The sequence below is a fragment of the Bifidobacteriaceae bacterium genome (genome assembly GCA_031281585.1).
GTDB lineage: Bacteria > Actinomycetota > Actinomycetes > Actinomycetales > WQXJ01 > JAIRTF01.
Genome location: JAITFE010000113.1, coordinates 1 through 15,388, shown reverse-complemented (window position 1 = coordinate 15,388; position 15,388 = coordinate 1). Strand labels below are relative to the sequence as shown.

Sequence of the window (15,388 nt, the reverse complement as noted above, 5' to 3'; positions counted from 1 at the left end):
GACTCGGAAGACCCGCTGACCGTCACGCAGACCATCAGCCCGGACGCCAAGTGGTCTGACGGCACGCCGCTGGACGGCTCCGACCTGCTGCTCGAGTGGGCCGCCCGCTCCGGGGTGTTCAACGACGTGGCCGAGGGCGACGTCGAATACGACGAAGACGGCGTCATTGTCAACGTCACGGAGGGCAAGGTCTACTTCGACGCCGGCGATCCGGCCGTCGCGCTGATCACCGACACGCCGACCATTTCCGATGACGGCAAGGCCGTCACGTTCGTCTACTCGAAGCCGTTCGCCGACTGGCAGTACAACTTCGCCGACTATCCGCTGCCCGCCCACGTGGTCGGCAAGCGCGCTCTCGGGATCGCCGATCCGGCCGAGGCCCAAGCCGCCGTGGTCGCGGCGATCCAGGACAAGGACGCCGTCGCGCTGGCGAAGATCGCCAAGGTCTGGAGCTTCGACTTCGACATCAACGCCATGCCGCAAGGCGAGGACGCCGAACTGGTGCTCTCCTGCGGCCCCATGCTGGTCAGCGACTACGTGGAAGGCCAATACGTCACCCTGAAGAAGAACCCCGACTTCACGTGGGGCACCCCCGCCAAGGTCGAGGAGATCATCGTCACCTACAACGAGGACCCGATGGCCCAAGTGCAGGCGCTCAAGAACGGCGACGTCGACATCATCCAGCCCCAGGTCACAGCCGACGTGCTGGCGGACGTCCAAGGGGCGGCGGGAATCAAACACCAATCCGGCTACGAGGGCACCTACGAGCACGTCGACCTGACTTACACCAGCGGCGGCCCGTTCGACCCGGCCACCTATGGTGGCGACGCCGAGAAGGCTAAGAAGGTGCGCGTCGCCTTCCTGAAGACCATCCCGCGCCAGAAGATTGTCGACACCATCATCAAGCCGACCCAGCCGGACGCGGAGACCCGCGACTCGTACAACCTGGTGCCCGGTTCGCCCACATATGACGCGACCGTGGCCGCGAACGGCTTTGCCGACTACAAGGATGTGGACATCGAAGGCGCCAAGCAACTGCTGGAGGAGGCCGGCGTGACCGCGCCCCAGGTGCGGTTCCTGTACGGCAAGTCCAACGCCCGGCGCGTGCAAGAGTTCCAACTCATCCACGAATCGGCCACCCAGGCCGGCTTCGATGTGATCGACGCGGGCTCCGACGAATGGGGGTCGATTCTCGGCAACGACACCTATGACGCCTCGCTGTTCGGGTGGCAGTCGACCTCGACCGCCGTGTTCGAACCGGCCGCCAACTTTGTCTCAGACGGCCAGAACAACTTCGGCCACATCGCCAATACCAGAATTGACGAGTTGTACGACGAGTTGGCGACCACGACGGACCCGAAGCGCCAGGAGGAGATCAACCTGGAAGTCGAGCAGATCCTGCTTGAAGACGGCTTCGGGATCACCATCTTCCAATTCCCGTCGGTGCTGGCTTGGCGTGACACCATCAAGAATGTGTCCATGACCACGATCTCCGGGACCATGTTCTGGAACTTCTGGGACTGGGAGGTCACCAGCTGACCTCGCCGCCCAAGTGGGGTGGGACGCCGCTCGGCGACCCGTTTGACCCCTGATTGACGGCGAACGTGAATATGGGACGGCCGGCGAGTCGGGATTCTTCCCGCCTTGCCGGCCGTTTCCCTATGCGGATATGCGAGCCGACTCCAGGGCGTGGCGTGCGCTGGGGGTGTGGCGGGCGCGGCGGGACGGTTCGCCGGGCTGGCCACGGGCGGGATAACCCCGGTTCCCGCCGCCCCAGACTAAGCTGGCTGCGTGCTTTCGTTCATCGCCCGCCGCGTCGCGGTGGGGTTGATTGTGCTGTTCGGCGCAACCTTCATTGTTTTCATGATGGTCGCGCTGTCAGTCGACCCGCTGGCGGAAGTCAAAGCCTCGAGCGCGCCCAACAAACAATTCCTAATCGAGCGGACCACAGCCAACCTTGATCTGAACACCCCGCCGGTGCTGCGCTATTTCAAATGGCTCGGCCGCTTGGCGGGTTACCTGTGGGGCAATGGAACGTTCGGCGTCTCAATTCTGACCAACCAGACGGTGGCGTCCCAGCTGGCCTCGGCGGTCCCGACCACGGTCAAACTGGTCTTCGCCTCGGTGGTCATCGCGATCCTGCTGGGCGTGACCGTGGGGATCACCACCGCGCTGCGGCAATACTCGGCTTTCGACTACCTGACCACCTTCTTCACCTTCCTGTTCTATTCGCTGCCGGCCTTTTGGGTGGCCGTGCTGCTCAAGGAATTCGGCGCGATCCGGTTCAACAACTTCTTGGCGCACCCGAAGCTGCCGCTGGCGCTCATCCTGGGTGTGGGAGCCGCCGCAGGCGTTTTCGCCGCCATGGTGGCGGGCGGCCGGCCCCGCACCCGGTGGACGGTCGGGGGGATCGGGTTCGCGGCTGTGACGGCGGTGATGGTCTACGTGGACGCCGCCAACTTCCTGCTGGAGCCGGGCCTTGGCATTGTGGGCGTGGGCCTGACCGGGGCCGGGGCGGCCGTGGCGGTCGCAGCGGTGTCCAGCGGCCTGGGAAACCGGCGGGCCTTGTATTCCTCTTTGAGCACCGTCGGCGTGGGGCTGATCCTGTATTACCCGCTGCAGTTCGCCTTCGAACGCGCGAGTTGGCCCGTGATTCTGGGCCTTTGGGTGGCTGCGGCCCTGGTCGGCGTTGGCGCGGGCCTGGCCTGGGGAGGCCCGGACAGGCGGGTCTCCGCCCGCACCGCGGCGCTGACCGCGATCATCATGTCGGTGTTCGTCTTCGCCGACCGGATGATGAAAGCCTGGCCGGCCTACCTCGACTCGCCTCGCGTGAATGGCCGGCCCATCAGCACCATGGGCTCCGTCACCCCGGAGTTGGGCGGCTCCTTCTGGTTTTCCGCCACGGACGTGTTGACGCACCTGGTCCTTCCCACCACCGCGTTGGTGCTGATCACGTTCGCCTCCTACACGCGCTACACCCGCTCCTCCATGCTGGAGGTGATGAACGCCGACTACATCCGGACCGCCAGGGCCAAAGGCCTGAACGAGCGGACCGTGGTTGTCCGCCACGCCTTCCGGAACGCCCTGATTCCGCTCGCCACCGTCATCCCCATCGACATCGCCATGGTCTTCGGCGGAGCCATCATCACCGAGCGGATCTTCTCCTGGAGGGGCATGGGCACCATGTTCATCCAGGCGTTGCGGGGAAACGACATCTACGGCGTCATGGGCTACTTCGTCGTCACGGCGGCGCTCGCGATTGCCGCCAACATTGTGGCCGACATGGTCTACGCGGGCCTTGACCCGAGGATCCGGGTGAACGCGTGAACACGACCCCTCCTTCCGGCCGGCCGCCGGATCCCCTTGAGGACCTGACTGGCGCCATTGCGGACATCGACGCTTTGACTGGCGCGGCCGGCGCGGGCGAGAACGCGATTGAGCTCAAAGCGGCCGAAGGCCTCTCGCAAGGGCAGATCGTGCGGCGCCGCTTCCTGCGCCATCGCGGCGCCATCATCGCCATGGCGGTCTTGGCCCTCCTGGTCATCCTGGTGGCGACATCGATCGGTTGGGGCCCCATCCCCGGCTGGTGGAAACACAGTTACTCCGCGACCTATCCGATCGCCATCCCCGGCGGCCGGCCCACCCTTGAGTTGTCGCTGACCGAGGGCGTCCACATTGGCGAGCACCCGTTCGGCCAGGACACGGTGGGCCACGACATGTTCGCCATGACCATGCGCGGCGCGCAGCAGTCCCTCACCGTCATGGTCCTGATCGGGTTGCTGGCCACGCTGATCGGCGTGCTGGTGGGCGCCTCCGCCGGCTTCTTCCGGGGCCGCGTCGACACGCTCTTGATGCGTTTCACCGACATGATGATCGCCATCCCCGTGATGGTGATCGGCATGGTCTTGGGCCACTGGGTCAACGGCGCCTCGGCGGTGACCCTGGGCCTGGCCCTGGCCCTGGTGGAATGGATGGCGATGAGCCGCTTGGTGCGCGCCGAGTTCCTGTCCCTGCGCGAACGCGAGTTTGTGGACGCCGCCCGCGTGGCCGGGGCGTCCAGCGCGCGGATCATTGTCAAACACATTCTGCCGAACGCCGTCGGCGTGATCATAGTCAACGCGACTTTGCTCATGTCCGCCGCCATCCTTCTGGAGACCGCGCTCAGCTACCTGGGCTTCGGCATTCACTTCCCGGACATCTCGTTGGGCAACCTGGTCTCCGAGTACCAATCGGCGTTCACCCAGCGGCCGTGGCTGTTCTGGTGGCCGGGCTTCTTCATCATTGTGATCGCGTTGTGCGTCAACTTCATAGGCGACGGCCTGCGCGACGCCTTCGACCCGCGCCAGCGCCGCATTCCCTCGGCCCGCAAGATGGCCAAGGCGGCCCGGAAGGCGGCGGCGCGATGAGCCCCGACGAATTCGCAGGCCAGACCGGCGGCGCCGGGGAGGCAGTGCCCCCATGCGCTGACGGCTTGGCCGAGCCGGGCCAGGACAAGGAGCCAATCCTGCGGGTGCGCGGCCTGAACGTCGACTTCTACGTCGAGGGGGAATGGTTCCCGGCCGCGATCGACGTCTCCTACGACGTCAGCCCCGGCGAGGTGCTCGCCATTGTGGGCGAGTCCGGCAGCGGCAAGACGCAGTCCTCAATGGCCCTGGTGGGCCTCTTGCCGCCGAACGCCCGCGTCTCCGGTTCGGCCAAACTGGAGGGCCGCGAACTGGTCGGCATGCGCGCCTCGGAGTTGCAAAGCATCCGGGGCTCCCGGATCGCGATGGTCTTCCAAGAACCCATGACAGCGCTCAACCCCGTCTACACGATCGGCTTCCAGATTGTCGAGACCATCCGCGCGCACCGCCCCGTCGGGCCCAGGCAGGCCCGCGCGCGGGCGTTGGAGTTGCTAAAACTGGTCGACATGCCGGATCCGGAGACCCGGATCGACTACTACCCGCACCAGTTGTCCGGCGGGCAGCGCCAACGCGCCATGATCGCGCAAGCGCTGGTGCTGGACCCGAAGCTCCTGATCGCGGACGAGCCGACCACCGCGCTGGACGTCACCGTGCAAGCCGAGATCCTCGCCCTGATGCGGGACCTGAGGCGGCGGATCGACTCCGGGATCATCCTGATCACGCACGACATGGGCGTCGTGGCGGACATGGCGGACCGCATCTGCGTGATGAAGGACGGCCGGATCGTGGAGGCGGGCCCCTCCCGCCAGATCTTCTACTCTCCCCGCCACCCGTACACCAAGCTGCTGCTGGCGGCGGTGCCCAAACTCCAGGCGGAGGCTGAGGGGGAAGGCGAGCGGACGGCATCGGGCACCGGTGAAACTGCTGCGGCGGGGGTGGCGCCGGTTCTGGCGGCCGAGCGCTTGACGCTGGAATACCCCCGGCGCGGGCGGACGCCGGCCTTCCGGGCGGTCGAGGACTTCAACTTGACGATCGCGCCGGGCGAGGTGGTTGGGCTGGTGGGGGAGTCGGGCTCGGGCAAGTCGACGGTGGGCCGGGCGGTGGTCGGATTGCTGCCGGTGCACGAGGGTTCCCTCAAGGTGGCCGGTTTCGAACTGAAGGGGATCGGGGCGAAGGAGTTGCGGCGGGCGCGCCAGGGCGTGTCGATTGTGTTCCAGGACCCCGGCTCGTCCCTGAATCCGCGACTGCCGATAGGGCAGTCGATCGGGGAGCCGCTGGCGCTCCACCACCTGGCCAAGGGCAAGGAACTTGACGCTCGGGTGGCCGACTTGCTGGAACAGGTCAAATTGCCGGCGTCCCTGCGGAACCGCTACCCGCACGAACTCTCAGGCGGGCAACGCCAACGGGTCGGAATAGCCCGTGCGCTGGCTTTGCGGCCAAAACTGCTGATCGCGGACGAGCCGACATCGGCCCTGGACGTGTCCGTGCAGGCCACAGTGCTGGATCTGTTCAGCGAGTTGCAGCGGGAACACCAATTCGCGTGCCTGTTCATCTCGCACGACTTGGCGGTCGTGGAGATGGTGGCCTCCCGGATCGCGGTCATGTCGAAAGGCCGCTTGGTTGAGACGGGCACCTCGGCGGAGATCCTCCGCCACCCGAAGGAGGCCTACACCCGCGAGCTGATAGCGGCCGTCCCAGTCCCAGACCCGGACCTGCAGGCCGAACGCCGCCGCACCCTCGCGCCGGGCGACTAGCCCGCTTGACCGCGCGACGTCCACGCGGCCTTGGCCGTGCGGGTGTCCGACTTGCGGGAACACTGGCAGTTGAGTGGCCCCAAGGCCTTGGGGCCGTGAAGAACTGGCCGGTGGTGGATCACGATCGTGGTTTGGCTTGCACTTGGAGCCGCGTCAGCCCCGAGAACCATGGCACCGCAGGCCTCGTTCCGATTGGCGGGCTGCAGATCACGGCGTTGACCGGCGGGTTTGTTTCGCTGGGCCGGTGTGCCGTCCTGGGTTAGGCGGTCAGGGCAGGTGCTGCGGCGGCGGCAGCCGCCAAGGCGAGCCAAAGCAGGATGGTGGCCGTATGCCAGCGGCGAGTGGCCTGCTGGCCGGATGCGGTGCCGGTGGGGCCCTGGTCGCGGACTTGCTCCCAGCGTTCGCGGACCACCCAGGCCAGGTCGCCCGAAGGCGTGCCCGGAAGGTCGCCCGGGCGCACGGAACGGGCGGCGTCGAAGGCGGATTCCGGCAGGTGCTTGATGTCTGCGCTCGACGCGCCGCGGAGCGGCCGCAGGTTTGACGGCGCGGGCGCGGCGAAGGCGGTCACTTTTCCTTGCGCGGTGTAGAGGGTCAACGCCCATTTCGTGTCGATGCGGGCAATCGCCGCCCAGGGCACATGGTGGCTGGCGACCACATTCCGGATGTCGAGGCCATCCGCGCCGACTATGACTTTGGGCGCCCAAAAGACCGCCCACGCGGTCAAGCAAGCGAGGGCGGCGGCTGGCATCCAGCGCGCCAGTTGACCGGGCTCGTCAAGAGCGAGGCTGACGGCGACCGCGCCAGCCACCGCCCAAACTAACGCGGCCATGGATGGACCCGTCCGAGGCCGGTAGGTGAAGGTCGCTGGGTCCACCGGCCGATTCTCCCATGCCCATCCGCTTGCGAGGAGGCGGCGGCCGCGCGGCCGCGAAACAAGTGGTGGTCAGGTGGCGAGTTGGACGGGCCAGGTCTTGGAGCCGATGACCAGGCGGGCGCGACCAGGCGGTTCGGCGGCGCAGGGACCCGTCAACGCGGGGGATAGGTTGACCGAGGGGCCGAAGGCCTGGGCGCTGCCGCGCGCGCTTGGCCACAGGACAATGCCCAGCGGATTCGCGTGGAACCATTGGGAGGGCGGCCGGAAGGCCGCTGCGGTGGCGGTGGTGCAGGTGGCGATCAAGGTGCCGCCGGCGGGCGGCGCCGGGGGCGGGGCCCCGCTGACCGACTCCAGATCGTCCACCAGCACAACCTGGGCGGCCCGCAACGAGTCGATGATCTGGGGCCACCGGCGGCCTGGCCCGGAGGGGAACATGAGGACCCGGTGGCCCGAGGCTTCAAGTCGGCGCCGAATCGCCGCCAACGCGGTCGACCGGCCCGAACCGGGCGGCCCGATCACGCCGACTGGCTGGCCCTCGCGGATTGGCAGGGCAAGGGGAGTGCCCAACGCCCCGCCCAAGCCGACCCACAGGGCACCGGCGTGGGACGGTTCGGCGGTCTCCGCCGGGAGGTCGGCGGAGTTGACGCGGGTAGGCAGCGGCACCACTTTGTGGGGCGGTTCGAGGACCGCATCCGGATCATCGCAGTTCGAAAGGGAACGCGGGGGCGCCCAGCCGTCGCCGGCCACTGCGGCCCGGTCCCCTGGGGCGGCGTGAGCGCGTCCGGCACGGGACAGCGCGGACACGGTTGGCGGCAAGCAGAGTTGTGCCATCAGGGGCGCCTCGCCGCCCAGGTGGCAGACGCGGCCGGGCACACGCGGGCCCGCAGCCAGGTCGCGCGGCAGCCCTAGAGCCAGCGCGTCCGTCAGCTCCGCCACCGGCAGAACCAGCCGGTGCGGGCAGAGACCCAGCCAGCGCGCGGGCTTGGCGGGCGCGGTCACCACCAGTGCGGCGCCGGGCGCCAAAGCCCCGTGGATCAGCGCGTCGATCAAGCTGCGACCCAACGCTGGCACGGCCAAATCCTCGAGTTCGGCGTACGCGTCCATGACGAGCGCGATCCGCCTTCCAGCCAGTCCCTGGAGCAGTTCGCCCAGCCGCTCGGGCGCGTCGGGTGGGATCACCGAGCCGAAAGCCGGCAAGGTGGCCAGCCCGGCGAACGCGGCGGGATTGTGGGTCACAACATGAGTCATCCAACTCGCGGCGGCCAGGCCGGCGGCTGCGGTGACCGCCGCAGTTGTGCGGCCAGATCGCGGAGGCCCCAGAATCGCCAAGTGGCCGCTCGCGGGATCCCAGGTCAGGCACCGTTGGGCCTGCCTGTCAGGCTGGTCGGCCAGGCCAAGAACCACGCCGCCGATGCCGTCCCCAGGCCACCCGCTATCCTGCGCCGTCAGCCGTTCCGGCAGGGGAGGCCGCCAGGGCGCGTCCGGCGGCCGGGCGCCCACGGCGGTGGCGGCCCCCGCGATGGCCGCCACCAAAGCTGCCGGATTGGGCGGCGGCGCCGGCGGCGGGAACCAGCGACCCGGCCACGACACCGGCATGGCGGGACGCCGCCCCGGCGGCGGCATCAGCCGCACCCGCAGTTTGGCGGGCGCGCGTCCGGCGCTGGCCAGAATGCAGCTGCCGGGCTTGTCCGGGTCCAGGGCGGCGGCGGCGGCCGAGCCGAGGACGTCCAACGAGTCGGCTTCTGTGGCGACCCGGAAGCAGACCCGCAGGGCGAGGTTGGCCCGCAGTTGCGCGCTCACGGCGCCCGCCGGGCGCTGGGTGGCCAGAACCAAGCCCATGCCGAGGGAACGGCCTTGGGCGGCCAGACGCTCAAGGCGTCCGGCGGCTTGGGGTAGGGCATCCAGCAGGGTTCGGAACTCGTCCACCACGACCAACAGGCGGGCGGGTCGAACGGCCGGGGGCAATTCGCCCCAAGAGGCGCGGCCATGGCGTTCAAGAAGGCGTTCGCGACCCGCCAACTCGGCCTCAAGCGAGGTCAGAACGCGGCTGGTGCCGGCCGCGTCAAGGTCTGTCGCTACCCCGACCACGTGCGGTAGATGCTCCAAGTCACGAAAGGTAGCGCCACCTTTGTGGTCCAGACCGACAATGATCAGGCGGTCCGGCGGAGTGGCCACGCATTCCGCGAGCATCAAAGCGCGGAGAAACTCCGACTTCCCCGAGCCGGAGGTGCCCGCCACCAACGCGTGCGGGCCGTCGCTGGCCAGGTCGATGCGCACGGCCCCGCCGCCAGCGGCGAGGGCGATCGCCGGCAGGCCTCCTCCCGCCCGCCAATTGGCCGCGAGCTCATCAGGGACGAGGGGGAGCGGGTCCGCGCCGGGCGGCGGCCCGGAATCCGCCGCCCGGCGCCTGATCAGGTCTTCCATGGCGGCGGCGCCCAATCCGACTACCCGGAGCGGCTCGCGGCCCGGCGCGCGTGCGATCAACAGCCCCAGTCCGGCTGCCTTGACCATCCAACGAGCCGCCCCGGCGGCGGCCCCAGGCCGGCCAGAGCCGTTCGCCCCGCCTGGCGCGCCGGCCGCCAGCCCCGCGAGGCTCGAGGTCCCCGGCCCGCCAGCGTTGCCGTTCCGCCGCGCGGGCGGCGCCAACCCGGCCGCGTCACCCTCCGGCGAAGGTCGCCAAAGGGTGCGGCCAGAACTGGTCTGCCCCAAGCCGCTCCCAGCGGCCGTAGGCCACGGCCCGTTGGCCGGCTCCCAGGAGCCCGCCGGCGACAGGCGGAGGCCTTCCTCGATTGGCGTGATGGTGAATGCCGCGTGGCCTGGCGGCGCCGCCGGGGCGAAGCGGGTCCAAGCCCAGCGCGGCGCGGGCGGGACCGCCAGCGAAGGCAGGCCCGTGCCGGGTCCCAAGCCGGAGGCGATCAAACGGCGGGCGAACGCCTCCACCGCGGCCGGATCGCCCACGAGTTCCAGCGGGCCGTCCCCAAGGCTGGGGCCCGGACCTGCGGTCGCCTGCGGATCCAGTCCCGCAACGCTCTCCCACCAGCGCGCGCGGCGGCCCCGCAAAGCCAGCGGAATGACCGAGGCCACCACGGCTGCCAGCGGCATGGCGGCCCACAACGGATTGCGCGTGATCAGAAACATCACCAATGCCATGACCAGGCCGGTCGCGGCTGTGGAGGCGACTGCGGCCCAGCTTCGCTTCCCGCCGGGCCGCTCCGGCGGGGCCCCGACCGGCTCCTGGATCAGGGCAAAGACTTCGCCCTCGTGGGTCCGGACCAGGGTCCCTGGCGGACAGCGCCGCCAGCGCCAAAGACGCCGCCAGCGAACGCGCGGCCGGCCCCGCTTGGGCTGGCGGACCCGTCCCAGCCAGACCGGCGGGCTGGGCAGGCGCGCCGCTGGGCCACCACGGCCCTGGCTGCCAACCATGGAGCCGGAACCGACCGCGCGGAGGGGAAAGCGGCTGGGGCCCTCCGATCCAGCTGGTCCCAGCCCGCCAGGAAACCCCTGGCCCAGCCCGCTGGCTGCGCCGGGAGACCCCTGGCCCAGCGCGCCGAATCCGGCTGGGCCCGGCCAGCCAGCCGCGCCGGGAGACCCCTGGCCCGGCCCGTCGGATCGGGCCGGGCCCAGCCGGCCAGGAAACCCCTGGCCCAGCCCGCCCTTTTCGGACGCCGGCGGTGAACGTCGCGGCGGGACCCGGCCGCGCCGAGCCGTTTTGGTTCGGAACGGCGCCGCCGCCGAACGCGTGGGAGGGAGACGTCGCAGCGTTACCCGGCCCCTCCGAGTTGTTCCCGCCCCGACCGGCGCCGCCGCCGAACGCAGGGGAACGGAATGCCCGGACCAGGGCGAACCCAGCCGGACCAGACGCCAGGCGCCGGGCCGGACGGCATCGGCGGCTGTTTCTGGCGCCGGGTCTACAACCGCCGGATCCCGGACTGTTGAGCCGGGGCCCAAAGTGGGCGACCCGAGCCGAACCACCGCGCCGTGGCGCAAAGGAGGGACAGTCGGGGTGTCCCCGAGCGCCGTCGCGCCCGGACTCAAAGCGCCCTGCCGACGCGGCTCGCCGCCCAGGCCAACCCCAACGCCCGGTCCGGAAAGGCCCAGTTCGTCCAGGACCTGTGGCAGGGTCGAACCGTCCTCAGCCCAGCAATCCTGAGCCTTGCCGGCTGTTACCAGGGTGAAATGCACCGGCCGAGTTTGCCATCCCGGCCACGCCGGTCAGAGCCCGAAGGCAAAAGCCTGGGGATCGGTGAAATCACTCAATCGCCAGGGCGGCGGCCGGGGGAGTGCGGGCGGCCCGGCGCCCCGGCAAGACGGAGGCGAGCAGGCCGGCCGCCAGGATCAGGCCAAACAGCACCGCCATGGGCCAGATGGGAAACGCGAACTCGGCGCCGAAGGTTGGCCCCAGCAACAGCGCGGAGGCGGCGAAGCCGTACAGGGCGCCGAAGGCGACCCCCATCAGTCCGGCCACACCGGCGATCACCATCGCCTCGACCGCCAACATCCAGCGCGTCTGGCCCTTCGACAACCCCAGCGCCCGCAGCAACGCGGTCTCATGGCGCCGTTCGATCACCGAGAGCGACAACGTGTTGGAGATCCCGATCAAGGCCACCACCAGGGAAACGGCCAAGAGGGCCAGGCCGATCAGCAGCATGGTGGAAAGCGCCTTGCGCGCCTCGGCCTTCTCGATGGCGGAGCCCTGCACCTCATAGGCGGCCAGTTGCGGCGACGCGTCGGTGACCAGCTCCAGGACCTCGTTCTGGACGGCCACAGCGTCCGCCTCCGCGTCCACGTCGAACAAAGCCAGAACGGTCTGGTCGGCGCCCAGGGCGTCCAGAGTGGCCTGGTCGGTGATCATCGAGCCCAGCCAGACTCGGCTCGAATCCAACTCCGGGGCGTACACAAACGTCAATTCAAACGATTCGCCGCCGCGGGTCAGGACGGCGCGGGTGGACCCCGAGATCGGATTCGGGGAAGGCGGCGTCCATTCGGAGTCGCTGTAGGCCTGATCGGATTCGAACTCGCTCATCTGGGCCAGTTGGTCGTTCGTGAAACTGTCGACCAGGACCACATTCGGGGCCAATTGCGCGGGAATGTCGGATTCCGCCAGCGTGGACGCCAGCCGGGCCGGGTCCACGCCGTTGATGAAGTAGGTGACCTCGACCCCCAGGTCGTCTTCGATCTGGACCGTTGTCGCGGTGATGGGCGCCGAGGCGGTGATTCCGGGGACGTTTTCGATCTGGTGGACCAGGTCGGCGGGCACCGCCTCGCCGATCAGCTCGTGCGGGGTGACCTCCTCGACGTCCGTCATGTACCCGCCGCGGGCGTAGCCCACCCCCAGGTCGATGGGCGCCTGCCGCCCCACGTAGGCGTCGATCGACCGGTCGAAGGTGGCGGCCGCGACCAGCATTGAGCCGACCAGCGTGACGCCCACCATCAACGCCGTGGCGGCGGCGGCCGTTCGCCTGGGATTGCGGACCACGTTGGCGGCCGCGATCCGGGCGCCGCCGGGCCGCCTCGCGATTTGGCCGGCGATCCGCCCGACCAGCTTGGGCAGCCAGAAGACCGAGCCGATTATGACCCCGGCGGCCATGGCCCCGCCGCTGAGGACGCCCGCCACCGCGCAGACCAGGATCACGGCAGGGTCGATGGTCCCCGAATCCAAGACGTTGACTAGGACCACGGACAGGGCTAGGCCGACCGCGCCGAGCGCCGCCAGGACGATTGACCAGATCAGCCGCTTGCGACCCGACCGCGCCGCCAAGGTGGGCGCCGCCTGCGGACGCAGAGCCTCGATGGGCGCCACGCGCGTGGCCATGTTGGCCGGCACCAGCGAAGCCAGGATGGTGGTCAGCGACCCGATCAGCGCGGCGGCCGCCACGGCCGTGAACGACATGTGCGCCGTCACGGGAAGGGGAATGGTCGGGTAAAGCCTTGTGGCCACGGTCAGGGCCAGGGTGACCAAACCCCAGCCGGCCACCACTCCGATTCCGGAGGCGACCAGGCCCGTGATGATCGCCTCGGTCAGAACCGAGCGATGGACTTGGCTCCGGGTCGCTCCCACGGCCCGCAACAGCGCCAACGTCCGGGCTCGCCCCGCGATCATGACTTGGAAGGTGTTGGCGATCACCATTGCGCCGGTGAGCAACGACACCAGGCCGAACACGACCACCACCCCGGTGAGCACGGCGCTGTCGAAGTTCTGGGAGCTCCGGATGGACCCCGCCTCGCGCGGGCTCATCACCAGGACGGAGCACAAGTCGTAGTTGCCGTGCCGCCACTGGTCGCCTTTGGACAGCAGCTTGAAGCCTTCGGGGCATTCCGCGGCCCAGTCGGTGCCTTGCCAGGCGGCCGAGACGGTGTCGAAGATCTGCTGGCGCACCTGGGGCGAGTCTTCGACCCCGGCCGCCAGGTCGATCAACAGCGCGCCGGGGGTGTAGTAGTCGGCGTTGGCCTGGTCCACCCCGAGCAACGCCAGCGTCTCCGGCGTGGTCTGGATGTTTGGCCGGCTGGTCAGGAAGGTCGGCGCCGAATCGTCGAACAGTCCCGTCACCGTCAGCGCGGTGACGCTCTCCGCTGGTTCGGCGACGGCCGCTGCGGCCTCTTCCGCGTCAACCGGAGCCGCCGATGCCGCCAGCTCGTCCGATCCGCTGCCGGCCACCGCCAGGTCGGTCGCGACCGGGTCGCCGAAGACCGTGACCGCCAGTTCGATTTGGTCGCCCACGCCCACGCGCAGGCGCTTGGCCAGCGATTCCGCCAGGGACGCCTCGCCCAGGCTGGACGGCTCCCGGCCTTGGCCCACCGGCCAGGTCGCGAAGGCGGGCGCGTTGGAAGCGGACCGCAGCGTGACCCATTCGCTGCGCTTGTCGGCGGAGGCCTCGGCTGAGACGGTGACCGACCGAAACGCGTCGGCCACCGCCGGATCCGCCAGGACGTCATCGGCGGCTGTGGGGGGCAGGTATTGCGCGTCGTAGTAGTCCGCCCGGCCCATCACCAGGTCCGCCCCGGCGTAGGGCTCCCTCATGATGTTGTCGACCGTGTCGTTCATCACGGCGGAGCCGGCCATGGCGGCGGCGATGAAGCCGGTGGCGACCACGATCGCCATAGCGCCGCCCGCCACCTGTCGCAGCGACATCCGCAGTTGCCGCAAAGTGAAACCGAACATGGCCGTCCCTCAGACCTTCACGACCGTGGTCAACTCGTCGAGCGCGGCCAGCACGGACTCCTTGGTCGGATGCAGGATCTCGCCCGCCAGGCGGCCGTCCGCCAGCAGGACCACCCGCTCCGCGTACGCGGCCGCCGCCGGGTCGTGGGTGACCATCACCACGGACTGCCCCAACTCCCGCACCGATTGGCGCAGGAAACTCAGCACCTCAAAGCCGGAGCGGGTGTCCAGGTTGCCGGTCGGCTCGTCCGCGAAGATCACATCCGGGCGGGTGATCAGGCCCCGTGCCAGCGCCACCCGCTGGCCCTGGCCGCCGGACATCTCGCTGGGCCGGTGGCCCAGCCGGTCCCGCAACGCCAAGGTGTCCACCACGGTGTCCCACCACTGCGGGTCCACCTGTTCGCCCGCCAACTCCAGCGGGAGGCGGATGTTCTGGGCCGCCGTCAACATGGGCAGCAGGTTGAAGGCTTGGAACACGAAGCCCACGTGACGCCGCCGCCAGGCCGTCAACTCGTTGTCGCCCAACCCGGTGAGCTCCTTGCCGCCCAGTTGGACCGAGCCGCTGGTCGGCGTGTCCAGCCCCGCCAGCAGATTCAGCAGCGTCGACTTGCCGGAGCCGGACGGCCCCATGATCGCGGTGAAGCAGTGGGCGGCGAAGTCAACGTCAACGGAGTCGAGCGCTAACACTCGGGCTTCACCCGCGCCGTAGATCTTGGTGAGCCCGCGGGCGGCGACGGCCGGCCCCTCGCGGTGGGAAGTCTCTTGCTGCATGCCCTAGAAGTTACCGGGTCGGCGAGGCGGGCGGATCGTGCCGTGGTCGGGGCTTTACCTCCTACCGGGGGATGACGGCATCGGGCGCTTGCCCTCCCAACGGCCCGCGCAAAAGGCCGTGCCGCTACGAATACCGCTGCACCAAACCGCCGCGGTAGGCCGCGACGACCGCCTGGACACGGTCGCGAGCCTCCAGCTTCATCAAGATGCGCCCCACGTGGGTCTTGACGGTGGTCTCCGCGACGTGGAGGGCGGCGGCGATCTCTTGGTTGGAAAGCCCCTGGGCCATCTGGACCAGGACCTCCACCTCGCGTTCCGTCAGGTCGTCGAAGGCGGCAATGTCGCGCGGATCCGGCGGGGTGGCGGCCGCCACCTGGGCGATCAGACGCTTTGTCGGCGACGGCGCGATCACCGCGTCCCCGGCCTG

Annotated in this window: 9 protein-coding genes; 4 read left to right on the top strand and 5 right to left on the bottom strand. The window is 69.5% G+C overall.

Translation table 11 applies throughout. The annotated features are described in order from the left end of the window. The 4 genes from LBC97_12415 to LBC97_12400 form a co-directional block, all read left to right on the top strand. On the top strand, nucleotides 1–1,539 hold a 1,539-nt coding region (locus LBC97_12415; protein MDR2566829.1), incomplete at its 5' end, for an ABC transporter family substrate-binding protein. A gap of 252 nt (nucleotides 1,540–1,791) precedes the next feature. Further along, nucleotides 1,792–3,327: an ABC transporter permease gene (locus tag LBC97_12410; GenBank protein ID MDR2566828.1), complete on the top strand. Its 1,536-nt coding sequence runs from the start codon at nucleotides 1,792–1,794 to the stop codon at nucleotides 3,325–3,327. Next, nucleotides 3,324–4,406, top strand: a complete 1,083-nt coding sequence (locus LBC97_12405; GenBank protein ID MDR2566827.1) for an ABC transporter permease — start codon at nucleotides 3,324–3,326, stop codon at nucleotides 4,404–4,406. Before LBC97_12410 ends, LBC97_12405 begins: the two co-directional genes overlap by 4 nt. After that, on the top strand, nucleotides 4,403–6,157 hold the full coding sequence (locus LBC97_12400) for an ABC transporter ATP-binding protein (GenBank protein MDR2566826.1): 1,755 nt from the start codon (nucleotides 4,403–4,405) through the stop codon (nucleotides 6,155–6,157). Before LBC97_12405 ends, LBC97_12400 begins: the two co-directional genes overlap by 4 nt. A 259-nt stretch (nucleotides 6,158–6,416) precedes the next feature. Here the strand turns inward: LBC97_12400 and LBC97_12395 are convergent, their stop codons facing one another. From LBC97_12395 to LBC97_12375, 5 genes are all read right to left on the bottom strand, one after another. Further along, nucleotides 6,417–6,986, bottom strand: coding sequence for a PH domain-containing protein (locus LBC97_12395; GenBank protein ID MDR2566825.1), 570 nt, complete (start codon nucleotides 6,984–6,986; stop codon nucleotides 6,417–6,419). Between the two features lie 114 nt (nucleotides 6,987–7,100). Next, a complete protein-coding gene (locus LBC97_12390; protein MDR2566824.1) occupies nucleotides 7,101–10,169 on the bottom strand; it encodes a hypothetical protein in 3,069 nt (1,022 codons plus the stop codon). A 1,111-nt stretch (nucleotides 10,170–11,280) separates the two neighbouring features. Next, nucleotides 11,281–14,190, bottom strand: a complete 2,910-nt coding sequence (locus tag LBC97_12385) for an ABC transporter permease (GenBank protein ID MDR2566823.1) — start codon at nucleotides 14,188–14,190, stop codon at nucleotides 11,281–11,283. A gap of 9 nt (nucleotides 14,191–14,199) precedes the next feature. Next, nucleotides 14,200–14,961 (bottom strand): ABC transporter ATP-binding protein, encoded by a 762-nt coding sequence (locus LBC97_12380; GenBank protein MDR2566822.1) that lies wholly within the window; start codon nucleotides 14,959–14,961, stop codon nucleotides 14,200–14,202. Nucleotides 14,962–15,085: 124 nt separating this feature from the next. After that, the coding region (locus tag LBC97_12375) for a response regulator transcription factor (GenBank protein MDR2566821.1) at nucleotides 15,086–15,388 on the bottom strand (303 nt) is incomplete at its 5' end.